The organism is Halomonas sp. PR-M31 (assembly GCF_001039575.1).
Lineage (GTDB): Bacteria > Pseudomonadota > Gammaproteobacteria > Pseudomonadales > Halomonadaceae > Modicisalibacter.
Genome location: NZ_JIBT01000007.1, coordinates 1 through 26200, shown reverse-complemented (window position 1 = coordinate 26200; position 26200 = coordinate 1). Strand labels below are relative to the sequence as shown.

16 protein-coding genes and 3 pseudogenes are annotated in these 26200 nt (G+C 56.7%); 9 read left to right on the top strand and 10 right to left on the bottom strand.

Going from position 1 to position 26200, the window contains the following annotated elements; translation table 11 throughout:
* Positions 1–2362: DUF1266 domain-containing protein (locus CH74_RS03130; protein ID WP_048306032.1), on the bottom strand; the 2362-nt coding region annotated here is incomplete at its 3' end.
* Between the two features lie 237 nt (positions 2363–2599).
* On the opposite strand from CH74_RS03130, the gene gabT reads away from it, so the two are divergent.
* Complete coding sequence (gene gabT / locus CH74_RS03125; protein ID WP_048306031.1) at positions 2600–3898, top strand: 4-aminobutyrate--2-oxoglutarate transaminase; 1299 nt, start codon at positions 2600–2602, stop codon at positions 3896–3898.
* Positions 3899–4006: 108 nt separating this feature from the next.
* Here the strand turns inward: gabT and katE are convergent, their stop codons facing one another.
* The 3 genes from katE to CH74_RS03110 all read right to left on the bottom strand — a co-directional run bounded on the left by katE (position 4007) and on the right by CH74_RS03110 (position 7242).
* Entirely contained in the window at positions 4007–6163 is a 2157-nt protein-coding gene (gene katE / locus CH74_RS03120) for a catalase HPII (protein ID WP_048306030.1), read from the bottom strand.
* Positions 6164–6377: 214 nt separating this feature from the next.
* Positions 6378–6620, bottom strand: a complete 243-nt coding sequence (locus CH74_RS03115; protein WP_048306029.1) for a GlsB/YeaQ/YmgE family stress response membrane protein — start codon at positions 6618–6620, stop codon at positions 6378–6380.
* 73 nt (positions 6621–6693) lie between these two features.
* Positions 6694–7242: a DUF924 family protein gene (locus CH74_RS03110; RefSeq protein WP_048306028.1), complete on the bottom strand. Its 549-nt coding sequence runs from the start codon at positions 7240–7242 to the stop codon at positions 6694–6696.
* A 107-nt stretch (positions 7243–7349) separates the two neighbouring features.
* On the opposite strand from CH74_RS03110, the gene CH74_RS03105 reads away from it, so the two are divergent.
* The 6 genes and pseudogenes from CH74_RS03105 (at position 7350) to CH74_RS03080 (ending at position 13458) form a co-directional block, all read left to right on the top strand.
* Entirely contained in the window at positions 7350–7574 is a 225-nt protein-coding gene (locus CH74_RS03105) for a hypothetical protein (RefSeq protein ID WP_048306027.1), read from the top strand.
* 86 nt (positions 7575–7660) lie between these two features.
* A complete protein-coding gene (locus CH74_RS03100) occupies positions 7661–9256 on the top strand; it encodes a solute:sodium symporter family transporter (RefSeq protein WP_048306026.1) in 1596 nt (531 codons plus the stop codon).
* Positions 9257–9272: 16 nt separating this feature from the next.
* Positions 9273–10450, top strand: a pseudogene (locus CH74_RS03095) (MFS transporter).
* A gap of 24 nt (positions 10451–10474) precedes the next feature.
* Positions 10475–11881 (top strand): YcjX family protein, encoded by a 1407-nt coding sequence (locus CH74_RS03090; RefSeq protein WP_048306025.1) that lies wholly within the window; start codon positions 10475–10477, stop codon positions 11879–11881.
* Positions 11878–12927, top strand: coding sequence for a YcjF family protein (locus CH74_RS03085; protein WP_048306024.1), 1050 nt, complete (start codon positions 11878–11880; stop codon positions 12925–12927). The genes CH74_RS03090 and CH74_RS03085 overlap by 4 nt, the downstream gene beginning before the upstream one ends.
* 90 nt (positions 12928–13017) lie before the next feature.
* Complete coding sequence (locus CH74_RS03080; RefSeq protein ID WP_048306023.1) at positions 13018–13458, top strand: universal stress protein; 441 nt, start codon at positions 13018–13020, stop codon at positions 13456–13458.
* A gap of 46 nt (positions 13459–13504) precedes the next feature.
* Here CH74_RS03080 and CH74_RS03075 read toward each other — a convergent pair whose 3' ends face one another.
* Positions 13505–14578 (bottom strand): AI-2E family transporter, encoded by a 1074-nt coding sequence (locus CH74_RS03075; RefSeq protein ID WP_172656295.1) that lies wholly within the window; start codon positions 14576–14578, stop codon positions 13505–13507.
* A 662-nt stretch (positions 14579–15240) separates the two neighbouring features.
* Here CH74_RS03075 and CH74_RS03070 point away from each other — a divergent pair.
* Positions 15241–17181 carry an exoribonuclease II gene (locus CH74_RS03070; RefSeq protein ID WP_048306021.1) on the top strand — a complete coding sequence of 647 codons (1941 nt, stop codon included), beginning with the start codon at positions 15241–15243 and terminating at the stop codon, positions 17179–17181.
* 515 nt (positions 17182–17696) lie between these two features.
* Positions 17697–19520 (top strand): cellulose binding domain-containing protein, encoded by a 1824-nt coding sequence (locus tag CH74_RS19785; RefSeq protein WP_048306020.1) that lies wholly within the window; start codon positions 17697–17699, stop codon positions 19518–19520.
* Positions 19521–19747: 227 nt separating this feature from the next.
* Here CH74_RS19785 and sucD read toward each other — a convergent pair.
* The 5 genes and pseudogenes from sucD to CH74_RS03040 all read right to left on the bottom strand — a co-directional run.
* Positions 19748–20619, bottom strand: a pseudogene (sucD, locus tag CH74_RS03060) (succinate--CoA ligase subunit alpha).
* On the bottom strand, positions 20619–21785 hold the full coding sequence (gene sucC / locus CH74_RS03055; protein WP_048306019.1) for an ADP-forming succinate--CoA ligase subunit beta: 1167 nt from the start codon (positions 21783–21785) through the stop codon (positions 20619–20621). The pseudogene sucD and the gene sucC overlap by 1 nt, the downstream one beginning before the upstream one ends.
* 142 nt (positions 21786–21927) lie before the next feature.
* Positions 21928–23379 (bottom strand): dihydrolipoyl dehydrogenase, encoded by a 1452-nt coding sequence (lpdA, locus tag CH74_RS03050; RefSeq protein ID WP_048306018.1) that lies wholly within the window; start codon positions 23377–23379, stop codon positions 21928–21930.
* Positions 23380–23418: 39 nt separating this feature from the next.
* Positions 23419–25089, bottom strand: coding sequence for a 2-oxoglutarate dehydrogenase complex dihydrolipoyllysine-residue succinyltransferase (gene odhB / locus CH74_RS03045; protein WP_048306017.1), 1671 nt, complete (start codon positions 25087–25089; stop codon positions 23419–23421).
* A gap of 40 nt (positions 25090–25129) precedes the next feature.
* Positions 25130–26200, bottom strand: a pseudogene (locus CH74_RS03040) (2-oxoglutarate dehydrogenase E1 component); the annotation flags it as partial.

The window sequence follows — 26200 nt, the reverse complement described above, 5'->3', positions numbered from 1 at the left end:
GCGCGCCGCACAACCAGGCAACCAGCCCCTCACGAAAATCCCGCAGGAAGGTTTCACGCTCCGTGGTGTCCCCCATGAAGAAGGCAAACCCTGCATAGAGTCCTTGCGCATAGGTCTGCCAACTTGCGTAGTGCTTCTCGGCCATGGCGATGGCCTTGTCGAGCACCTGCTCCAGGGCCCCTGCGCTCAGCCAGCCGACAATACGGCCGGTCACCGCCAGATCGACGGCCTGGGCCAGATCCCAGGCGGTCATGTCGGTGTCATTGCAGCGGGTATCGTTATCGCGCACTCGCTGCAGCCGCAAAAGATGATGACGCTCTTCTTGCGAGCACTCGCCGGATTCGAGAATGGCTATTTCCTCTTTCAAGCGGGCTCGATTCAAGGTGTAAGGCGCATAGTTGATCTGGTATTCCTGGCGATCCCCGGCATCGAGCAGGAACGTCAGGAACTCCTGCAGCTCCCCGGCGTTGTGCAAGCCATAATGGCTATCCAACCATTGACGCGCCGCCTCGTTTTCCAGCGCGCTTTCACGCTGAGGCTTGTTCCATATTCCCGGATTGAGCGGCCCGGTTAACGCCAGGGCGGTAAACTGAAGCAGCGTCGGTCGCGGGCCAGGCTCCTGCCAGGACGTACACTGCCAATCGAGCCAGTGAAAGCAGCTTCCCGGATCGTCCTGATGCCAGCGTATTTCATGCACCAGCGTATCGTCGGGCATTTCCGGCAATACCGTTTCCCAGGCGATCCAGGCCTCGAGAAGCTTCTTGGGATTCCCATACAGATGGCACAATACACTGCGCAAGGCCTGAGCGAGCGCCTGGGTGTCAGGATGCTCGAAATCGCCGCTGTCATCCGCCATTAGCAAGTAAAACGCATATTTCTCCGCCATGTGAATGGTGGCGGCATGCCTGGCGCAGGATGCCAGTGAATTACGGGCATACTGAGCTTCCAGGGAGGGCTGCCCAAATACGGTTTTACTAGGCGGCAACATATTGTGCGCCGCGTCCGCGGCCAGCTGATTGAGATGATGAGACTGGGCTGGTAGCCAATAACGCGCCAATCCTTGTACACCTTCATCCGCGAACAGGCCCAGGGTCTCGGTGAGATAACGCTGGGCATCCTGACGACGCGCCTTGGCTTTCTCACCGGATGTCGGACTCAGTATTCCCTGGCGGTAAAGCAGCTCGGGCTCGCGTATTGATGCCAATGCCAATATCCAATGCCAGGCATTCCGCCGCCAATCGCGCATGGCATTGCGGGAGGCTTCACGCTGCGCATCGCTGATCAGCTGCGTAAGCGGCAGACGCCAGGGTGACACCGGTGAATGGAGTAACAGGGCCGACTCTTCATCATATAGCTTACGAACGCTCGGTTGACCCTCGAACAGGGCTCGTCCCCGTTGATAAGCCCGTATGAGCGCTGTCCAATCGCTATAGCGACCGGTAAGCAGATCCGCGCCGTGCAAGGCAAAATGCTCGGCTTCGACGCCGTCCAGCCAGCCCAGGACCCAGCCCGCATAGGCCAGATCGACCAACCGTAGCCAGTCCCAGGCCGCCCATTCCAACGGTTCACCCTGGTCGATGAACGCCAGCAATGTTTCACCGTAACGGCGCTGATCCACGAGTCCGGCAAGCCAGGCCCTGCGCGCAGCACCATCTTGCTCCAAAAGTCTGGCCACATCGAGATCCCAGCCATAGCGATGGCCTTGGGCGGCAAGCCACAGCATGGTACGAATCAGATCCTCCCGGCCACCCACCTGCCACACCTGCTCGAGCCAAGCGGCGGCGTCCGGCCAGTCCCGCTGCTGATCCGAAGACTCCATCAAAAGCGGCGTGAACAGCGCTCGGGGCAGCCATATCCGGGCAGCCTGAGTGTCTGGCCACAAGGGTTCGTCATGACAGGCGGCCAGATGATCACCCAATAGTTGCCAGGTCACGCCCTGCCCTTCATGTTCCAGGGCCAACAGCACTTCACTGTACCTGACGAACGCTTCATCACCTTGCGCCCAGCCGCGGTCCAGGCGGGCGCCACGCAGGGCCTTAAGCCATTCATCCAGGGTTGCATAGCGCGCCTGGAGATCCTTTGCCAGGCGTAGTATCCAGGCTCTGGCACGCTCGGCGTTCAGCCAGTCGGCCGCCACCGCCAGCGCCAGTAGCTCGATGACCGCCAGCTGGCGCTGAGGATCTGGCTTACCCGCGGGAAAAGCCTCAAGCAGCCGCCATCCGAGTTCACCACGTTCGGTGATACCAAATTCGATCAGTCGCGCCAGCGCCTGAGACGGCTCAACGGCAACCGGATCGGGCTCGAACGCCCAGCCACACAGCACCAGCTGCTGCGACCACCATGCATTCAGTGGATCTACCAAATCACACCTCAGATGCTTATGCCGCTAACAAAGAAAGAAGAAATATAGTGTAACGGAAAGCAGCCCGGGCGCCGATGCCCTTGCACTCGTTGCGTTGTACATCGACAGTAGAGAAGTGTAGCGAACGTCATCATGAATCTCTTGGCGTTGTGTTCAAAATAATACACACTGCGTTTTAGATGATGACCGTTCATCTATCACCAATGCGCTCGTTGATTTAATCCGGGAGGTTTTACCATGAACAATGCTGAACTCAACGAACTCAAACAGCGCTATGTCGCCAGCGGCGCCGCAAGCCCAGCCGCCCACTTCGCTGAGCGTGCCGAAAATGCCGAAATCTGGGATGCGGACGGCAAGCGTTTCGTCGATTTCGCCGGCGGTATCGGCGTGCTCAATATCGGCCATCGCCATCCCAAAGTGGTGGAAGCGGTCAAGGCACAGCTCGACAAGGTCATGCATACCTGCCAGACCGTCATGCCCTATGAAGGCTACGTCAAGGTTGCGGAAAAACTCAGCAAGATCACACCCGTACGCGGCCACGCCAAGGTCATGCTGGCCAACTCCGGCGCCGAAGCGCTGGAAAATGCCGTCAAGATAGCCCGGGCCGCCACCGGCAAGACCAACGTGATTTGCTTCGACGGCGGCTATCACGGCCGTACCTTCATGACCATGGCCATGAACGGCAAGGTCAATCCCTACCAGACGGACTTTGGCCCCATGCCGGGCACAGTCTTCCGCGCGCCCTATCCGGTTCCCTATCACGGCGTCAGTGAAGACGAAGCGCTACGCGGACTCAAGATGGCCTTGAGAACCGACGCCAACCCGAAAGACACTGCCGCAATCATTCTGGAGCCGGTGCTCGGCGAAGGTGGCTTCTACCCGGCCCCGACGAGCTTTCTGAAAGCGATCCGCGAGATCTGCGACGAGCACGGCATGCTGATGATCGTCGACGAGGTGCAAAGCGGCTTCGGACGTACCGGCAAGATGTTCGCCATCGAGCACAGCGGCGTGGAGCCGGACATCATGACCATGGCCAAGAGCATGGGCGACGGCATGCCGATCTCGGCCGTTGTGGGCACCGACAAGCACATGGATGCCTCCGGCGCCAACTCGCTCGGCGGCACCTACACTGGCAGCCCAGTCTCCTGTGCGGCAGTGCTGGCGGTATTTGACGTGTTCGAACAAGAGAACATCCTTGAGAAGAGTCAGGCGCTGGGGGACAAACTGGCCAAGCGCTTCGGTCAGTGGCAGCAGGACTTCGACTGCATCGACAACGTGCGCAACCTGGGCGCCATGGCAGCATTGGATATCGTGTCCGATAAAGCCAACCATACGCCGAATGCAGAGCTGACTGCCGCTCTGTGCAAGAAGGCCCGAGAGAATGGATTGATCCTGCTTTCCTGCGGGATGTACGGCAATACCGTCCGGTTTTTGATGCCCGTCACCATCGAAGACAAGGTGCTCGAAGAAGGGCTCGATATCATCGAGCAAGCCCTGACGGAGCTGGTCGGCAGTAAGCAGACTGCCAGCGCCTGAACGAAAGGCTATCCTGCGCTCGCATAAAGGCCAGTCAACATAGTGAACGAAAAACGCCCACCCTCGGATACGAAGGTGGGCGTTCTCGGTTAGATCATGACGATCGGTTCAGGCCGGCATCTCGTTGGCCTTCGAGTCTCGACTCCAGACGCGGTGCTCTCCCAAGGCTTTAGCAAAAGGTTCGAACACAGCCTCGATCGCATCCCCGAGAAATATTCCATCCTCACCGGCAGGCACCCCGGCAGCGTCGAGTAGCGTCTCGCCTTGCCCTATGGCAGCGATCGCCTTGAGATGCTTGTAGGCTTCCTGAACGTAGTATAGCCCCAAGCCGGACTTGGCCAACGCCTGGGCGCTGCCTTCGCCACCCGCCACGATCACCGCGTCCATGGTTACGGAGGGCAAACCGTTGAGCATGCCGTCCGGTACGACGGATCCCCCGCTCATAGATCTGACTGGGGCCATGCTCGGTGCAATCACCATGCCCTGGGCGCCCTGCTCGGAAAGCTTTGACTTGAGTGTTTCCACCTGTTCGCCATCGACACCGTCCGCCACCAGAATGGCGATCTTGCGATACTTGATGTTGCCTGGTAGTCGCGCCATCAGACTCAGCGCCTCGGAGGCCTCCTGGGAGCTCTTGCCCAGCTCACCTTCCGGTGCGGTGGGCTCTCTGGGCGCTTCTACTCCGTGGTTTTCACCGACTCGCCGCGCCAATTCCACATCGATATTGGGCAGAATCTCCTTGATCTGACGCTCGCGGATGTAAGGGCGCTTCACCTTGGAAAGTTCGAAGGTGTAGGCGGCGATGATGTGCTCCTTTTCCACGTCGGTCTGGCTGTTCCAGAACAGCCGCGCCTGGGAGTAATGATCGCTGAAGGAGTCGCTGCGGGCGCGAATCTTGTGCCCTTCGACCCGCTCGTAATAGCTTTCGTAGCCGCCATGTTCTTCATCTGCGGGGGTCTGTTTGGGCCAGCCATCGTCAATGGAATTGGGTTCGTAGGACGCCTGCCCCTTGTTGATGGTCTGACGATGCGGCGCATCCCGTTGATTATTGTGGAACGGGCACACCGGGCGGTTGATGGGAATCTCGTGGAAGTTCGGCCCGCTCAGGCGCAGCATCTGGGTATCCAGATAGGAGAACAGACGCCCTTGTAGCAGCGGGTCGTTGCTGAAGTCGATGCCCGGCACCACATGGCCGACGCTGTAGGCCACCTGCTCCGTCTCGGCGAAGTAATTGTCCGGGTTACGATTGAGCACCATCTTGCCGATCGGAATCACCGGCACCTGCTCCTCCGGGATCAGTTTGGTGGCGTCGAGAATGTCGAAATCGAAGCTGTGCTCGTCTGCCTCCTCGATCACCTGGATACCCAGCTCGTATTCGAGGAAATTGCCGTTCTCGATATCCTCCCACATGCCGCGTCGATTGAAGTCTGGATCGCGGCCCCAGAGTTTTTGAGCTTCGTCCCAGATCAATGAGCAGGTGCCCGCCAGGGGCTTCCAGTGGAACTTGACGAAGCGGGAAGTGCCTTGCTTGTCGATCAGACGGAAGCTATGGACGCCAAAGCCCTCCATGTTGCGAAAATGCCGCGGGAAGGCGCGATCGGACATGACCCACAGCACCATATGGGCAGATTCTGGAAACAGCGAGACGAAATCCCAGAAGGTGTCATGAGCGGACTGGCCCTGGGGGATCTCGTTGTGGGGCTCGGGTTTCACCGCATGGACGAAATCCGGGAACTTGGTGGCATCCTGCATGAAGAACACCGGCATGTCGTTGCCGACCAGATCCCAGTTGCCTTCCTCGGTATAGAACTTGACGGCAAAGCCACGCACGTCCCGGACGGTGTCGTTGGAGCCTCGGGCCCCCTGCACCGTCGAGAAGCGAGTGAATACCGGGGTTTTCTTACCGCCCTCGCTGAACAATGCCGCCTTCGAGTATTGCGCGGCGTTGTCGTAGGCCTCGAAATAGCCATGAGCTGCAGCGCCTCGGGCATGAACGATACGTTCCGGAATGCGCTCGTGATCGAAGTGGTTGATCTTCTCTCGGAGGATGAAGTCCTCCATGATGGTGGGTCCGCGCTCACCCGCTCTAAGAGAGTTATGGTTGTCCGCAATCCGCACCCCTTGATTGGTGCGCAAATCATGATCTTTCGCATCGCTGCGGTAGTGCTCCAGACTCTGATCCTTGCTGTGTTCGTCGGTCTTGAAATCCTTATCGTGGGCGCCGTCACTATTGGGTTCGGTATAGGGGCTATTGCTGGTTGCCATGCTAGATTCTCCTCATTCCATGAACGAAGGAAAACCGCAATGCGATTATCCTTTCGCGGGCAGGTTAGCTTTCTTCCTTGATGTACTCAAGGAATCAACGAGTACGGTTTTGCGTGGGCGAGTAACTGCGAAAACTACCAATGTTCAATTTAAGCCTAGTTATCAGATCACGCAAATGACCTGGGGCATTGCACCGCCAGGCCATAGCATCGAGCTAAGACTTGCGCACCATGGATACGATCCAAAGCAGCAATACCGCACCTACGATGGCCGTTACCAGCGAACCGATAATGCTGTAAGAAGCGATACCCAACAAACGAAATACCAAACCGCCCAATACCGCGCCGACGATACCGACACCGATATTACCCAGGATGCCGAAACCGCCCCCGCGCATGATATTGCCGGCAATCCAGCCCGCCAGCCCCCCGATGATCAACCATAGAATCAAACCCATCACACCTCTCCTTGATGTCTTCCATGAAAACTACCCGCCTAGCCTGCCACAAATGGGTTCAACCATACATCAGTTAGAAAGACGAACCGGGTTGCTGCAAAAACGCCTGTTCTTCAATGCTGGATTCACGCCCAAGTATCTCGTTGCGATGCGGGTAGCGCCCGAAACGCTCGATAATTTCTCGATGGCGTCGCTCATACTTTAAATTGTCCTCCAGCCCCGCCTGGTCAAAAAGCCGTAGCGCCTCGTCATGGATGCGCAGGGATTCACTGTGCATGTAGGGCATATAGAGAAACGCACGCTGTACCATCTTGAGATGGCGATCAGCCCGAGCGGCAACTGCCTCCTGGGCCAAGGTCAGTGCCTGAGGGTCCTGAGCAAATGCGGCTGCTTGATTGCGATGAATGTTGCGCGAGAATTGATCGAGCACCAGAATCTCTGCCAAACGCCCTTGGGGAGAACAGCGCCACATCCATAGCTCGCCTGCGATGGCAGCCTCGAGGGTCGAGGAAAAGCGTTCAGAAATTTGACGATCAAAGGCGTCATCCTTGCCAAACCACTGACGAGGGGTTGTCTCGTCGAACCAGAAGTGCAGTATCGCTTGTGCAGGGGTGTCGGGCATGGGATCGGATCTCCATCAGTTTGCTATGGGCATCAGCATCAGCCTAGTCGAAGCACGCCCTGGGCCCAACTTTCGTTTCGTCACAATCATCTCGTTCTGGAGTCACGATGTCTTTCGCCCAATTCATGGAAATGGCCGGTTATTTGTTGAACGTCATCGGTATCGTCGTCTGTCTTGTAGGTCTGACGCTTGCTCGACGGCCTTCCCGCCGCACCCTGGGTTATTGTATTGCCGGGCTGGGGTTTATCATCGCTGCAAGCCCGTTGTTCGCCCAGTTGCTTGGTCTGATACCGCCCCCCACGTCAGTCTCCGCCCTACCACCAGTGAGTTAAAAAACCGCATTCACGCCCCTGCCGCAACCTCGATATGCTGTAGGCTTGATGCCATGCATCAACAAAAACACACAAGGACGTAAAAAATGCATACCCTTACCCTTTTGTCGTTTCTGTTCTTTACCGGACTGGTCGCTTTGATCACCTGGTTCATTACTCATCGAGACGACCACCGCAGCACAAGCGGCTACTTTCTTGCCGGGCGCAGTCTGACGTTCCCGCTGATCGCCGGCTCGCTGTTGATGACCAATCTTTCCACGGAGCAGATGGTCGGGCTCAATGGCGCCGCCTTTACCGACGGTTTGAGCGTCATGGCCTGGGAGGTCGTGGCGGTCATCGCCTTGGTGGCACTTGCGCTATTCTTTCTGCCGCGTTTCTTGCGCAGCGGCATCGCCACGGTACCTCAGCTGCTGAGAATTCGTTTCGACGGCACGACCCAGTTGATCTGCAACATCATCTTTCTAATCGCCTATGCGGTGATCCTGCTGCCGATCATTCTCTATTCCGGCGCCGTGGGTCTAGAAGGCATGCTCGATCTGCAAGGTCTGACCGGCATCGAATCGAGCACCGTTCTGCTCTGGTCGACGGTGTGGATCGTCGGCATCATTGGCTCGATCTACGCCCTGTTCGGCGGCCTGCGTACCGTTGCCGTCTCGGATACCCTGAATGGCGTGGGTCTGCTGATCGGCGGCTTCGTGATCGTTTATTTCGGTCTGCAGGCGATCAGCGACGGCAGCGGTGTTCTGGCAGGCTGGGAAACGCTCAAGCAGAGCAATCCCGAAAAACTCAACTCCATTGGCGGTGACGATCAGCAGGTGCCCTTCGCGACGCTTTTCACCGGGGTTTTCTTGATCAACCTGTTCTACTGGACCACCAATCAGCAGATCATTCAGCGCACTTTTGCCGCCAAGAATCTGGCCGAGGGTCAAAAAGGCGTATTGCTGACCGGCCTGTTCAAGCTGCTGGGCCCTCTTTATCTGGTAGTACCAGGGATCATCGCCTATCAGCTCTATGCGGACGAGGGCATCCGCGCCGACGAAGCCTACGGTCATCTGGTGTTCAACGTGCTACCCCCTTACCTGACCGGCTTTTTCGCCGCGGTGATGGTCGGCGCCATTCTTTCCTCCTTCAACTCGGCGCTCAACAGCACCACCACGCTGTTCAGCCTGGGCTTGTACAAGGAGGTATTCAACAAGACGGCCAGTGAAGAACAGGTGGTGCGTGCCGGCAAGATCTTCGGCTGGACACTGGCCGTGGCGTCGATGACCATCGCGCCGCTGCTGGCAGGGCAAGAAAGCCTGTTCGGCTATCTGCAGAAGATGAACGCCATGTACTTCATCCCCATCCTCGCCGTGGTGCTGGTCGGTCTCTTGACCAAGCGGGTACCCGCGATCGCCGCCAAGATCGCCCTGGTTGCAGGATGTGCGATCATCGGTCTGGTCTATTTCGTACCGCCCTTCACCCGATTCCTGGATATCATCAACGACTTCCATTTCGTGGCGCTGGTTTTCCTGGGGCTGGTCATCATGATGCTGCTGTTCGGCAAGCTGCGCCCACGCCAGACCGCCTGGGTCCATGAAGACAGTGGTCAAGTCGATCTTACCCCTTGGAAGGGCGCGATTCCGGCGGGTATCGTGCTGGTGGTTCTGGTCATTGCCATTTACGCCGCTTTCGCGGGTTGAATGACGGAGCTGCATCATGCCGTTGACCGTTGTCCTTTTGTCCCTGTGCCAGGCACTGCTGGTCAGCGGCAATATTTTGTTGATCGCCGTGTCACCTCTGATTGGCGCTGAGCTTGCTCCCGGGCCCAACTGGGCAACCGCGCCGGTGGCGACCCAATGGCTGGGCCTGATGTGCGCCACCATTCCCGCGTCGCTGATCATGGGTCGAGTAGGACGCAAACGCGGCTTCATGCTGGGCAATCTGATCGGCCTGGGCGGGGTGCTGATTGCCGGCCTGGCGCTGGTGGGCGAGCAGTTCATCCTCTTCATGCTGGGTACCTGGCTAATCGGTATCGGCATCGGATTCGGCATGCTATATCGCTTTGCCGCGGTGGAAGCCGCGACTCCGGAGCGGAAGGATCGCGCCATTGGACTGGTCATGGGCGGGGCGTACTGGCAGCGGTGCTTGGCCCCTGGCTTGCCCGTTCCAGTCAAGGTCTGTTCGAGACACCCTTTCTCGGTAGCTTTATAGGCCTGGGGCTGCTTTATGTCATAGCATTGATCGTACTGGCCCTCACCCATCTACCGCCACCGCAAACGACCCATAACGACGGCCCCGCACGGCCGTTACTCGAGATACTGCGCCAGCCGGTATTCGTCGTCGCTGCATTGACCGGCCTGATCGGCTATGGCGTGATGAACCTGGCCATGACCGCAACGCCTCTGGCCATGCACCGGGCCGGCTTTGACTTCGATCATGTGGCCACCACCATTCAATGGCACGTGCTGGCCATGTTCGTTCCCTCATTTTTTACCGGCTATTTGACAGCACGAGTCGGTGCGCGCTCGATGATCGTATTGGGTTGCCTGCTGTTGGCGGGCTGCGGTGCGCTGGCACAGCTGAGCGCCACCCTGCATGGCTACTACGCGGCCTTGATACTGCTCGGGCTTGGCTGGAACTTCACCTTTCTTCCTGCCACGGGGCTTTTGACCGAGACCTATCGCGCCTCGGAAAAGGCGCGTGCCCAGGCGGCCAACGAGTTTCTCGTTTTCTCGACGGTAGGTATGACCGCCCTGCTGGCCGGCCCCCTAGAAGCCAGCCTTGGCTGGGCCGGTCTCAATGCGGTGTTATTGCCCTTGGCGCTGGTGCCCATCATTGCCCTGCTCTGGCAGCGACTTGCCAATGGCGTCAATAGCCCCCAGATTAGACACTAAATTTCGATTCGGAACATTAGCGCCATGCGCCATACCCTGGCCCGCGAATTCGGCAATCTAATAGAACGTGGCTGGGACCGTCAGCTGCGTCTGGCGGTCACCGGCCTATCCCGGGCCGGCAAAACGGCGTTTCTTACCTCCCTGGTCTATCAGCTGCGTCATGCCGGACTGGAAGCTCGCCTGGACCTGCTGCCAGCAGCACGGGAGGGCCGCTTGATGGGTGCTCAGCGCATTGCCCAGAAGGATCTGGGCGTGCCCCGCTTTCCTTACGATCAGGCCATGGCCAGCCTCGACGGTACGCCGCCCCAATGGCCCGAGCCGACCCGAGGCATCAGTGAACTGCGCCTGCATATCCGCTATCGCCCTCAGCGCGGAGGTGTACTTGGCGCCTTGGGGAGCAGCAACGCCACCTTGACGCTTGATCTGTTCGACTATCCCGGCGAATGGCTGCTCGACCTGCCGCTACTCGAGCACGACTATATAAGCTGGAGCCAGCGTCAACAGGTGACCTTGACTTCCGAACGCCGCGCCATGGCCAAGGAGTGGCTGAGCGCAATGGAAACCCTTGATCCGGCCGCGGAAGCCGACGAAGCGGAACTTGCCACTATTGCCGAACACTACGCGCAGTCTTTGCGCACCGCTCGGGAAGCAGGCTTTGCGGATTTGCAGCCAGGACGTTTTCTACTGCCGGGGGATCTCGAGGGCGCCCCGGTACTGCAATTCTTCCCCTTGCTGGATCTGACCCGGGACGACAGAAGACGTCTCGAGGCGCTACCCCAACAAAGCGTCTATCGCACCCTGGCGCGGCGCTTTGCCTATTACCAGCAGCATGTGGTCAAACCCTTTTATCGGGAGCATTTTCGCCGCTTCGATCGCCAGATCGTGCTGGTGGATGTGCTGGGCGCTCTGAATGCCGGGCCGGAACGCTTCGAGGATCTGTCTCGGGCGCTGGCCACCCTGATGCAGAGCTTCGATTACGGCCAGCGCAGCCTGTTCACCCGCCTATTTTCACCGCGCATCGATCGCCTGGCGATTGCAGCAACCAAGGCGGATCATGTCACCCCGGATCAGCACGCCAATCTGGTGGCCCTGCTCGAGGCATTGCTCGCGGAGCCGATCAAGGATCTGCGCTTCGCCGACGTGCCGGTCAAGGCGCTGTCCCTGGCCTCGATCCGGGCGACCAAGGCCCACGAAGTGGAACAGCAAGGCAAGCGGATTCAAGCGCTGCGCGGCATGACCATGGAAGGAGAAGAAACGCTGATATTCCCAGGCGAGGTACCTGCTCACCTGCCCCAGCCGGATTTCTGGGCTCGTCAGGGATTTGCTTTCCACGGCTTCCGTCCGCTGTCCCGAGACGCCCGCGGTGAAGGCTTGCCCCACATTCGCATGGATGCCGCCCTCGACTGGCTCATTGGAGACAAACTGTCATGAACGATCCTCGTCCCCAACAGCGCTTTACCCTGGATGAGCCCGACTCAACGACCCTGCAGGACCCTCGCCCTGCGGAGCACTATGCCGTCGAGCTGAGCTCAACGCCTCTGGAAGACGAATACGTTCCCGAGGATACCGATACGGCGCTGGCCCGTAGTCTTGCACGCCCGCGCAAGCGGCGCTGGGGGTTGCTGGCGTTGCTGACTGGTACCTTGACCCTTGGCGTCGTGGAACTGGGCGAGACCCTTTATACCTCGTCCATGAGTGGCGATATCTTGAGCGGTGCCTGGAGTCTGCTCGGCATTCTGGCCGTGGGGCTGGGGGGTATGGCGCTCTTGCGGGAGTTATGGCGACTTCGTCGGCTGCGTCGCCATGCGGCGCTCAGACGGGATCTGGAAACCCTGGAAGGAAACCCGGGGCGCGACGGCCGCAAACTGGCGAATCATCTGCGCGAACAGATGCACATCGACAAGGACGATCCGCACTGGCAGGCCTTCTTGAAGGCTCATGAATCCCATCACGATGCCAGCGAGACGCGTCAGCTGCTGGCGCATCATCTTCTTGCCCCTCGGGATCGGGAAGCACGCCGTCTCATCTCCCGCATGGCCAGTGAAACCGCAGTGTTGGTGGCCATCAGTCCACTGACGTTGATCGACATGCTGCTAGTGTCCTGGCGCAACCTGGCGATGCTCGATCGTATTGCCGCCCTTTACGGACTCGAGCTTGGCTACGCCAGTCGCCTGCGGCTTTTTCGCAACGTGCTGTCCAACATGGCCTTCGCCGGTGCCAGCGAAATGGCCGCGGATGCCAGCATGGATCTGCTTTCGATGAATGTCGCCGGCAAGCTGTCGACGCGAGCCGGACAGGGGCTTGGTGTCGGGCTTTTGTCGGCAAGGCTTGGTCTGCGCGCCTTGAGAGTAACGCGACCTTTGCCCTTCGCCGAAAATGAGGCACCGCGTATGACAGATTTGCGCAGCGAACTCTGGCACCGGCTCAGACGTTTGGAAACTCCGCCCTCTACTGGCAAAAACCCATCACGCACCTGACCTGCTCTTGATTGGAGTCATGTTGGTAGGCACTCTGAGACATTAAACTGAGTTCGAGAGTCAAGCGTTCTGACGACAATGGAGGTATGCATGTTCAAGAAGATTCTGGTTCCCGTTGACGGGTCCGAAGGTGCCAAGAAAGCACTGGATGTGGCCTGCAAGCTTGCGAAGGCCGACAATGCCTCCCTGCACATTCTGCACATCCCGGAGCGTCTCTCCCGGGAAGCCATGCTGGTCTGGGGCATGAGTGCGGTATCCATGGAGGCTACCGGCGAAGAACTCGAACGCGCCGGACGCTCATCCCTCGAAGCGGCCAAAAAAGCGGCCAAGGAACGCGGCATGACGGATGTCCAAGGCTCGCTGCGTCAGGGTGATCCTGCCCGGATCATCATCGAAGAGGCCAAGAAGACCAGCGCCGATACGATCGTGATGGGCAGCCGCGGCCTGAGTAACATCACCGGTCTCATTATCGGCAGTGTTTCTCACCGTGTTGCGCACACGGCGAAATGCAATGTCATCACCGTGCGCTGAGCACGACTGTCTGGTAGCTTTTGATATTTTATCGAAGAGCAAGGAATCATCCTTGTTCTTCGATGATTTCCTCGCTTGCTTCGTCCGGATCCTTGTCTTCGAGCCACTCTTTTACATAAAAACGCTGCACGATCAGCATGCTCAAAACGATTAGCGGCTCTGATAGCAAGAGACCCAAAATACCCGTATAAAACCCGAGCAGCAGCTGCACGATTAACAGCAAGGCAGGGGGAATACTGACCGCCTTACGCTGCACGAGGGGTGTTACCACGTTGCTCTCGAGAAACTGGATGGCCAGATAAAGGATGCCTACGTAGAGCATGGTGGTCGAGCCTTGGGTAAACGCCACCAGCAGCGAGGGTATTGCCGCAAGCACCGGCCCCAAATAGGGAATGAAAGACAAGAGCCCCGCCAGAATACCAAGGGAAACCGCCATGGGTACGCCCAAGACCCACAGACCCAGGCCAAAAAGCAGTCCGATCACGCTCATGGATATCAAACGCCCAAGCAGCCACCAGGTCAGCTTGTGATAAACCAAATCCAGAAAATCATGCGCTTCATCGCGCTTGCTGGGCGCGAAAAGTACCAACACGCCCTTTTTGTAGCTGTCGGGTTCAAGAAGCACGAACAGACCAATCAATACCACTGCAAGAACATTGAGCATGGCGCCGAGGGTCGAGGAAAATATCGTCGTTAATTGAGACGACCAGCTGTTTATGGCACCACTGGGTAGCGAAAACTGATTGGCGAACTGCTCGAAACGATCAATGGCTTTCTCACCTAGGGGGTACTGCTGTATGAGCTCTTCCAGGCTGGACCAGGAGTCCGGCAGAATATTCAACAGCCGCTCGAACTCCTGGCCCATTCCATAGGCAAAGTTCAAGAGAAAGCCGACAAGCAGTGCCAGGAACACCAGCATGACCACGAGCAGTGCAAGGCTTCTGGATAGAGGGCTATGCCTGTGTAAATAGTTGGTGGGGATAGAGAAAAATAGCGTTACAAGCAGAGCCGCAAACACCATCAACAGCACGTTGGCGCTAAACCAAAGCAAAAGTAACAGGATCAGTGTGATTACCACGATGCCTACCGTTACCCAAACCCGGCGTGCGTAGTCACTCAAGGAGTGTTTTCCTGATTCCGACATAATGACATTCCTTGTCCAACGACATTGTATGTTTAACCGGTCAAGAACCGATCGATCTTATCGAAACATCTTGCGCCATGATCTCGAGAGAATTTCCCCTTGAGTACGTCATATGCAGGGACGACCCTGCCGCACCATGGATCCTTGCCTCCGGCGTCGCGAGCTTATCAGGATCGCCGATGAACAGCATCTTGCCCATGCCTTCGCCATCATGCTCGCACAAATTGGTTACCTGTTAACCGAATCCGGTATGTGCATACAGCGCCAACAACTGTGGCACCAAGAATGCAAGCATCGACTTCCAGTCGTCGACGAAATTCATGAATATCGTCAAATTGACACGTATTGTCGAGATTCATGACGATGAGATGATATGGCATATATCGTCTTAGGATGAATCGATAGTGCATAGAGTAGGTTCATGGTGTCAAAGCACATATAGATATGCGTGTATCCAATGCTGTACTCCGTTGTGTAAAGCCGACTTGCCACGTGGGCTTCGTACTCGTCGCTGGGCTGTCTCCAGTCATGACTGTGGGACCATGGGATATAGGCTACCGAGTTACAGTCAGGATTGGCGACAGCAAGCCGAATCCGTATAGTAGCGGCCTACCCTCGCCAACCGTAACGACGTCCTCATGCTGCAGAACAACGCGCTGCTGGCGCAGCTCAAGCAACAGATTCGTGAAACCACTCCTCGCGTGGAAGGTGTCATCAAAGGCACCGATCGTGGTTTCGGCTTTTTAGAAACCGATAAGGGTGAATCCTATTTCGTGCCGCCACCTGCCATGAAGCAGGTCCTACATGGTGATCGCGTCGAAGCGGTTCTCAAGGAGGAAGGCGACAAGAAGTCCGTCGAACCTGAAAAACTGATCGAAGCGGGTCTGGATCGTTTTATCGCCCGGGTGCAAAAGCGGGACGGCCGCCTGGCCGTCGTCCCGGATCATCCGTCGATCAACAATGTGCTCAAGGCGCGTATCAAGCGTAGCCTGGAAGAAGACAGCATCGAAGACGGTGACTGGGTCGTGGCCCGTCTGGTGCGTCACCCGCTCAAACCCGATGACCGCGCCTTCTTCAGTCAGATCGATGAGCTGATCGCCAAACGCGACGATCCGGCGGTGCCCTGGCGTGTGACGTTAGCTCGTCACGCGCTGGAGCAGGCCTCTCCGCAATCCAATGAAGATTGGGTGTTGGCGGATGAAGGTCTTGAGCGCAAGAACCTGACCGACACTCCCTTCTTCACCATCGATGGTGAGAATACCCGGGACATGGACGATGCGCTGTACATCGAGTCGCGCGCCAGCGGTGGCTGGCGATTGAGCGTTGCGATTGCCGATCCTACCGGCTATGTCGCCGAGGGGCACGCCGTGGACCTGGAGGCCCAGACTCGCGCATTCACGGTCTATTTGCCCGGCCAGAACGTGACCATGCTGCCGGAGGCGCTGGCGGACGATCTTTGTTCACTCAAGGAGGGACAAGAGCGCCCCGTGCTGGTCTGCGAGTTGAACATTGCTGCAGATGGCAGTTTGGGCGACTACCGCTTCTTCGCCGCCACCGTGCGCTCTCATGCACGCCTGATCTACGACAAGGTCTCGGATTGGCTAGAAAATCAGGGCGACTGGGCACCGGAAAAAACGATTGGCAATCAGCTTCATGCTTTGGCAGCCATGACCGAGGCTCGTACCGGTTGGCGGACCCAACATGCGCTGGTATTCAAGGATCGACCGGATTATGCCTTCGACCTCGATGCTGCCGGCAATGTGCTCGATGTACGCATCGAAGAACGACGCATCGCCAATCGCATGATCGAAGAGTCGATGATCGCTGCCAATGCCTGCTGCGCCGATTTGCTGGCTGACAAAGTAGGACATGGTATCTTCAACGTACATCGCGCCTTCGAACCGGAAAAAGCGGATGCAGCACTAGAATTTCTCACCGCTCAGCAGATCGAGGTTCCCCGGGAAGCGTTGCTCGAACTGCCGCGATATCGTGAATTGAAGCGTGCTTTGGAAGAACGTAATGATGCCTGGCTGGATGCGCGTCTGCGGCGCTTTCAGGGATTTACCAGCATGGCAGCCCGTCCCGGGCCACACTTTGGCCTGGGCCTTTCCTCTTATGCCACCTGGACTTCACCGATCCGCAAATACGGTGACATGGTCAATCACCGCCTCATCAAGCGTGTGCTCAAGAACGAACGGGCGCCGGCAGAGGCTAGCGAGTTACTGACCGAACAGCTCACCGAGCGACGCAAGCTCAATCGCATGGCGGAGCGGGACGTCAAGGATTGGCTCTATGTGCGCTATCTTACCCCTGCAGCAAAGGATCAGCAGGCGTTCGAAGCTGAGATTATTAATATCAATCGGGGCGGTATGCGTGTGCGGCTTGACGCCAATGGCGCCACAGCCTTCGTACCCGCGCCGTTGATGCACAGCGATCGCGACAAGGTGGCCATCGATGACAAGGAAGGCCGCATACAGATTGAAGGTGAAGAGCGTTTCAAGCTGGGTGACAGTATTCAGGTGATACTCACCGAAGCCCGGGAAGAGACCCGTTCACTGGTAGCACGTCCCGCGATCTAAACACTTTTTCATTCTTTAAATGGTGGCTACCGGTAATTCGGTAGCCATTTTTTTTTGCCATCAAATTGGCCAGTCCAGTTCCAGTCACATTCATGGTGGAGACCCTTTTCAAAAACGAAACAGGCTTTTTTGTGATTTTTTTGTATCAATAAGAAAAAGATTTGTAAAAACTCAAGTATTATTATTTTCGTTAAAAAAAAGTTTAATACAATACTTTCATATAGCTAAAAAGTATTAATAATCTAATTATCTTAATAGCTATTAATCTAATACCTTTGATTCTCTTACTGAGCAAAATCAGTCTATTGCGCTCGACTCGAACTGCTAGGTAGCATGCGCAGCGACTCGTCTTCGCTCCACGGACTGGGCCTAAGGAACAGGTTAGAAGACAGGTTCGACACGAAATTTACATCGTGTCTCGTATCAAGCGCTATTTGGAGGCGCATTGGTACGGCAATGAACCTGGCACAACCCACCGTTTCTTTGTGCCTTCACTTGTCTGTTGGAGATTCCGCATGAGCGGTAGCAAGATCATCAAAGCTGGTACCAAAATCAGCGCAGAAGCACTCGAAGACCTCATCAACGATGCGCCAAAAGGCGCCACCATCAAGCTCTCTTCGGGTAATTATAATTTCGACGACGCCATCAATATCACTCGCTCCGATGTTTCCCTGGTTGGCGCTGGCTCGAACAAGACCACCCTCACCTTTACCAACAAAGCGCTCCACAACAATAACGATTACGCCATTCATCTCGATGGATACAACAAAGAAGATATGGGTCGTCTGGAAGGCGATATCGATGAGGGCGATCGCTTCTTGAAGATCGACCGGGATCACGATTTCAAAAAAGGCGACACCATTCGCATTTTGCAGGAAAACGATTCCGACTTTTTCAAGGAGATCGGCGACCACTCCTGGCGCAAGACCGGTTACGCAGAGCTTCGCACCAGCATGGCGAAGGTCGTTGGAGTGGATGGCGACACCCTTAAGCTGGATCGCGGCGTCAAATTCGATTTCGACGATAACGATACCCAAATTCAGCGTCTCGATACCGTCGATAATGTCACCCTTGAGGGATTCAACGTCGAATTCGAACTAGGCTCGCCGAATGACGCCAAGTTCTCCAACACACGCTCTGCCTACGATGATTTCCGAGCAGTATTTCTCGAAGGAACGGTGGATGCCGAAGTAAAAGATATCAATGTCCATGATGGCCCTTCTACCGCGTTTCGCTTCTCAAAAGCGCTGGATCTCGATGTCGACAACATCGAAGCTCATGGCGCCTTCAACAAGGGCGGGGGTGGCAACGGCTACGCCTATGAACTGCACGAAAGCTACGACGGGGACTTCACCAATCTGTCCGACAGCGGCATGCGTCATAGCGTCATCTTTGCTTCCTGGCGTTCTTCCGTGGACAACAATATTCAAGTCGATTCCACGGATCGAGACATCAACTTCCACGGTGGACGCGATCATGACAATACCGTGCACGTTGAACGTTCGATACGTGATCCTGACGCGGACAAGATGTCCACCACACTATGGATCAACTCCGGCGGCGAGCGCTTTGGCGCTATCACTGATGCCAACGCCAACGAAGTATCCTTTAGCCATGTGGTAGGTTCGCGTCGCGATGACACCATTCAAGGGTGTGACGGCGACAGCTATCTTGTCGGTAAACGGGGCGATGATACCCTCTATGGCGGCGCCGGGGACGATGAGCTGAAAGGCGGTTTGGGAGACGATGTTCTGTACGGCGGTGATGGCAATGACGTCGCAATTTATATCGATGGCTACGACGACTACCATATCGACTTCAGGGATGACGGTCGCGTCATTATCGAAGGCGACAACGGCCGCGACGTACTCAAGAACGTGGAAAAGGCGATCTTTCGCGACGGTGACGGCAAGGTGCTGCGTTTGAATAGCAGCAACGAGGAAGAAGTATCCGCTAGCAAGCCAAGCCAGGTTACCGCCAATAATGACGTCGAGATCAGCGCCAACATTGTAAGCGAGTGGTCAAACGGCTACGTTGCAGAAGTTTTCGTCAAGAACATTTCTGACAGCGAGATCGTCAATCCTGAGCTTCAGTTCGAGCTGGACAGCGAATTGCATACGGTATGGAACGGATCATTCGAAGAGAATGCATCAGGTTATCGTGTCTCCGATGACAACGATATCGCGCTATCTTCTGGAGATGTATGGCGATTCGCTTACAAGGTTTACGGTGATGAAAATAGTCCGCTCGAGAACGCTGTGGTGCAAGATGCCGGCGGCAACACACTGAATATCGAGCTTGCTGGGGCTCATACGGCAGCCATTATCGAAGCTGCCTGACGATTTTCTGGACATTGGCTTGGAAAAGGGCATCTTAGGATGCCCTTTTTTTATTGCCAGCAATAATTGGGCACGCCAATGACCTGGCTTCATTTGACGCGATTCTGCGAGGTTAACTTATATTATTTATTGTTTTTTACTTTTAAAGAAAACGCTGTCTTCTCAACATGCAAAAGACACCCGAAGGTGCCTTTTGCAGCGCTGTAGCATATTGCTGACGCTGTTGCTTACCAGCCTGTCGCCTGCTTGAGCGCATCACCGATTTCGGCTAGCGAACGTACGGTCTTGACGCCTGCTTCTTCAAGAGCGGCAAACTTCTCATCCGCCGTCCCCTTGCCGCCGGCAATGATGCGCCCGCATGGCCCATGCGCTTGCCCGGAGGCGCGGTAACGCCTGCAATATAAGCCACCACCGGCTTGGAAACATGCTCCTTGATGTAGGCAGCCGCTTCTTCCTCGGCAGTACCGCCGATCTCACCGATCATGACGATTGCTTCGGTGTTTGGATCCTTCTCGAACAGTTCGAGAATATCGATGAAGGTGGAACCCGGGATCGGGTCGCCTCCGATACCGACGCAGGTAGACTGGCCAAAACCATGATCCGTGGTCTGCTTGACCGCTTCGTAAGTCAGCGTGCCTGAGCGAGATACGATGCCTACACGGCCGGGCTTATGGATATGCCCCGGCATGATGCCGATCTTGGTTTCGCCCGGCGTAATGACCCCAGGACAGTTGGGACCGATCAACCGCACCCCTAACTCATCGCACTTGACCTTGGCTTCGAGCATGTCAAGGGTCGGGATGCCTTCGGTAATGCAGACGATCAGCTTGATACCACCATTGGCAGCTTCAAGAATCGAGTCCTTGCAGAAGGGCGCAGGCACATAGATAACCGACGCCTCCGCACCGGTCTTTTCGACTGCTTCTCTGACAGTATTGAACACCGGCAAACCCAGATGCTCCTGGCCGCCTTTGCCTGGAGTCACACCGCCCACCATCTGAGTGCCGTAGTCGATCGCTTGCTCAGAATGGAAGGTCCCTTGGCCACCGGTAAACCCTTGGCAGATGACCTTGGTGTTTTTATCGATCAGGATACTCATTACTTGCCCTCCGCCGCTTTAACCACCTGCTGCGCAGCGTCAGACAGGCTGGTAGCCGCGATGATATTCAAACCACTGGATGCCAGCTTCTCGGCACCCAGCTCAGCGTTATTGCCTTCCAAGCGAACGACGACCGGCACGTTGACGCCAACCTGCTCGACCGCTCCGATGATGCCTTCAGCGATCATGTCGCAACGCACGATGCCGCCGAAGATGTTGACCAGCACCGCTTTCACGGACGTATCGGAGAGAATGATCTTGAAGGCTTCTGCAACGCGCTCCTTGGTAGCGCCACCGCCGACATCAAGAAAGTTCGCCGGCTGACCGCCGCTGAGCTTGATAATGTCCATGGTGCCCATGGCCAAGCCTGCACCATTGACCATGCAACCGATGTTGCCATCCAACGCAACGTAGTTGAGCTCCCACTTTTGGGCATCGGCTTCCCGTTCGTCTTCCTGGGAAGGATCGCGCATGGCCTGCAGATCCGGATGCCGATAGAGCGCATTGCCGTCGAGGCCGATCTTGGCATCCAGACAGTGCAGATTGCCTTGCTCGTTGATCACCAGCGGGTTGATCTCGAGCAGCGCAAGATCCTTGTCCTGGAACATCTTGGACAGCCCCAGGAATATCTTGGTGAACTGCTTGATCTGATCGCCCTTCAATCCAAGCGCAAAGGCCAGTTCACGTGCCTGATAGGGCTGTGCGCCCACCAGCGGATCGATCTCCGCCTTTAGAATCTTTTCCGGGGTTTCTTCAGCAACCTTCTCGATCTCGACACCACCTTCCGTGGACGCCATGAACACCACACGCCGGGTGCCACGATCGACGATGGCACCCAGATACAGCTCATTGGCAATATCGGTGCAGGTCTCGACCAGGATCTTGGAGACCGGCTGGCCTTTTTCGTCGGTCTGGAAGGTAACAAGATTCTTGCCCAACCACTGTTCGGCGAAAGCCTTGGCCTCATCGGCGCTCTTGACCAGTTTGACGCCGCCTGCCTTACCGCGGCCACCAGCGTGGACCTGGGCCTTGACGACCCATGTGCTGCCGCCAATCTTTTTGCAAGCATCCGCCGCTTCGCTGGGAGTGTCTACGGCAAAGCCCTTGGATACTGGCAAGCCGTAATCGGCAAACAGCTGTTTGCTCTGATATTCGTGAAGGTTCATCGTGTCATGCCATTGGTTGCATGTGCTCGAATGACAGCCGGGACAAACACTCTTGGAGCCTGCCCTGACCATCCCCTTCGCCCGCAAACGCGGACGATACATAATGAAGGATCACCCCTTTCGAGCATGATCCTTTTATTCTTTAGGCTTTTTGTTTCTTGCGCTTCTTGCGATTGGCCATGTGAATGGCATGGCCTTCCACTGCCAGGGCGGCTTCGTGCACGACCTCGGACACGGTGGGGTGAGCGTAACAGGTTAGCGCGAGATCTTCGGCACTGGAACCGAACTCCATGGCGATAACGCCTTGGGCAATCAATTCGCCGGCGTGCTGACCTACGATATGCACCCCAAGGATACGATCGGTCTCTGCATCGGCAATGACCTTGGCCACCCCTTCCGTTGCATTGTTGGCCATGGCACGGCCGCTGGCCGCAAAGGAGAAGGAGCCGGTCTTGACTTCGATGCCCGCCGTCTTGGCTTCCTGCTCGTTCATGCCCACCCAGGCAACTTCCGGTGCCGTGTAAATGACGCAGGGAATGGCATCGTAGTTCATCTCGGCCTTATGGCCGGCGACGATATCCGCCACCATGATGCCCTCTTCCGAGGCCTTGTGAGCCAGCATCTGGCCACGCACCGCATCGCCGATGGCGTAGACGTTTGGCACACTGGTACGGCAGTGATCGTCCACGAAGATGAAGCCACGCTCATCGAGCTTGACGCCAGCGTCTTCATCGAGAACACCTTGGGTATAAGGGCGACGACCGACACAGACGATCACTCTATCAAACGTCTGTTCCTGCTCACCCTTGCCATCGGTGTACTGGACGACAACTTCGTTATCCTTGATCTCGGTACCGGTCACCCGGGCGCCGAGCTTGATATCAAGTCCCTGCTTGGTCAATAGCTTCTGAGTTTCCTTGGCAATGTCTTTATCGACCATCGGCAAGAAGGTATCCATGGCTTCAAGCATGGTGACTTCACTGCCTAGACGATTCCATACGCTGCCAAGCTCAAGACCGATGACGCCGGCACCGATGACGCCAAGACGCTTGGGGGTTTCCTGAAATTCCAGCGCGCCGGTTGAGCTGACGATCAGATCGTCGGTCAACGGTGCCGGCGGGATCTCAACCGGCACAGACCCGGACGCGATGATGATGTTGTCGGCTTCATACGTCGCCTTTTCACCATCCTGATGGGTCACTTCGACCTTGCCTTTGCTCAGTACCTTGCCGGTACCTTCCAGCGCGGTAACGCCATTGGCCTGGAACAGGCTGGAGATACCACCAGTCAGGTTGGCGACCACCTTGTCCTTGCGCGCCATCATCTTCTTGACGTCCATCGAGACGTCACCGATATCGATACCGATATCTCCGAAGTCATGCTTGGCCTCGGTATACTTATGGGAAGCCTCGAGCAAGGATTTCGACGGGATGCAGCCCACGTTCAGGCAAGTACCGCCATGTACGACCTTGCCCTTCTTATTGACCCACTTCTCCACACATGCGGTCTTGAGCCCCATCTGAGCTGCGCGAATTGCGGCAACGTAGCCTCCGGGGCCCGCTCCAATGACGATCACATCGTATTTATCGGCCATGAACTCTTCCTGTTTGGTCAAATTAGGCTTGGCGGCGCATCATACGTCTAGAATCAGACGTGCCGGATCTTCGAGCAATTCCTTGATCGCGACCAGAAACTGCACCGCGTCCTTGCCATCGATCTGGCGGTGATCGTAAGACACAGCCAGATACATCATCGGGCGTATCTCGACCTGACCGTTCACCGCCATCGGGCGCTCCTGAATCTTGTGCATGCCCAGTATTGCGGTTTGCGGCGGGTTGATGATCGGGGTCGACATCAGTGAACCGAAGATACCGCCGTTGGTGATGGTGAAAGTCCCTCCTTGCATTTCATCGATACCCAGCTTGCCGTCCCGGGCACGCTTGCCGAAGTCGACGATGGCTTTCTCGACGTCGGCAATCTTCATGCTGTCCGTATCGCGCAGCACGGGAACGACCAGCCCGCGAGGAGTGGAAACCGCCACCCCGATATCCTGGTAACCATGATAGACGATGTCGGTGCCGTCGATGGAGGCGTTGACATCCGGGAAACGCTTGAGCGCCTCGCAGGCGGCCTTGACGAAGAAGCCCATGAAACCGAGCTTGGTGTCGTGGGTCTTCTGAAACGTTTCCTTGTACTGAGCCCGAAGCTGCATGACTGCCGTCATGTCCACTTCGTTGTAAGTGGTCAGCATGGCAGCCGTCTGCTGAGCCTGGACCAGCCGTTTGGCAATGGTCTGACGCAAACGGCTCATGGGCACGCGCTTCTCGGGGCGCTCACCTTCCACTTGAGGGGCTGCCTGAGCGGCTGCCTTCGTGGTTGATTCCGATGAGGCTGAAGCCGATTTGGCATTGGAGGAAGATTTCTTGGCAGCCCCCTCGGAAACCGCCTTCTGCACGTCCTCCTTGAGAATGCGCCCCCCCTTGCCGGTCCCTTCGATCTTGTTGGCATCCAGGCCATGCTCGGCGATCATTTTGCGTGCAGCAGGTGCAACTATCTTGTCACCAAGGGTAGCATCGTCTTCGTCCTGGCCATCGCTCTGCTTTTCCTGGGCGCCGGACTCATCTTGTTGCTTGCTTTCGCCATCGGAGGAGTCGGCTTCGCTGCCGCCGCCCTCGGCGAATGTCGCCAGCACAGCCTCGGACTCGACCTGCTCGCCTTCCTCGACCTTGATTTCCGCAAGCTCACCATCCGCGGGCGCGACGACTTCCAGCACTACCTTATCGGTTTCGATATCCGCCAGGACTTCATCGCGCTTGACGGATTCGCCGACCTTCTTGTGCCAGGTCGACACGGTGCCTTCCTGAATGGACTCGGGGAATGAAGGCGCCTTGACGTCATGCTTCTTGCCTGAGGAAGCGGTTTTCTCACTCTTTTTGGGCGTGTCCTGTTCGTCTGCGGCGTCGGAATCATCTTCAGACTTGGTGCCAGCGGACTCCTTTTCCTGCTGGGACGACTCCTCATCACCCTTGTCAGACACCTGCTCGTCTGCGCTCTCTTCTTTTTCCTGAGCGTCGCCAAGCATGCCCAGTACCTGTTCTGAGTCGCAGGTATCTCCCTCTTCGACCTTGATCTCGGATAGCGTTCCCGCTTCCGGAGCCACTACCTCGAGAACCACCTTATCGGTTTCGATCTCGACGATCAGCTCGTCTCGCTCAACGCTGTCACCAGGCTTCTTATGCCAGGTAGCCACTGTCCCTTCGTTGACGGACTCAGGGAAACTGGGCGCTTTGATCTCAGTAGCCATTTGCTTTCCTTAATATGTTCTTTTGTCCCGGTAAAGTGCCTCAGGCATTGAAGGCGTCTTCGACCAATTGGCGCTGCTGCTCGATATGCACTGACATGTAGCCAGCGGCGGGTGCTGCAGAGGCAGGTCGGCCCGCGAACTTCAAATCTCTCCCCAGACCATTGGACAGCATGTCCGCCACTACCCGTAGGTGATGCTGACTCTGATACCAAGCCCCCTGGTTAAGCGGCTCTTCCTGACACCACACCACCTGCTCCAGATTGGGATATTCCTTGAGGACGTCGTAAAGCTCGTCCTTGGGGAAAGGATAGAGCTGTTCGACACGAACGATAACCGTGTCTTCACGCTCTTTATCGCTGCGATAGGCCGCAAGATCGTAATATACCTTGCCTGCACACAGCACGGCCCGAGTGACTTTCTCGGCGTCGAGCTTGCCCTGATCTTCCAGCACCATCTCAAAACGACCGTTAGCCAGCTCCTCAAGGCTCGAAACCGCTTCCTTGTGGCGTAGCAGGCTCTTGGGTGACATCACTACTAGCGGCTTGCGCAGGGGACGAATCACCTGGCGTCTAAGCAAGTGAAATATCTGCGCCGGCGTGGTCGGCACACATACCTGCATGTTGTGCTCGGCGCACAGCTGCAAGAACCGTTCGAGACGCGCCGAAGAGTGTTCTGGCCCTTGACCTTCATAACCATGAGGCAACAACAGGGTCAGACCACACAGCCGCGCCCACTTCGACTCGCCGGAAGAGATGAACTGATCGATCACCACCTGGGCGCCATTGGCGAAATCACCAAATTGAGCTTCCCAGATGATCAAGGCGTTAGGCATGGTGGTGGCATAGCCGTATTCAAATGCCAGCACGGCTTCTTCCGAAAGGAAAGAATCACGAATGGTAAATCGTGGTTGCCCTTCACGGATATGCTCAAGAGGTACGTAGGTCGTTCCGTCTTTCTGGTTGTGAATTACCGCGTGACGGTGAGAGAAGGTGCCACGTCCGGAATCCTGGCCGGTCAGACGTACCGGATGCCCTTGATCGAGCAGCGTCGCATAGGCCAGGGTTTCGGCAAATCCCCAGTTCAGTGACATTCCGCCGGCCTGCATCTTGCG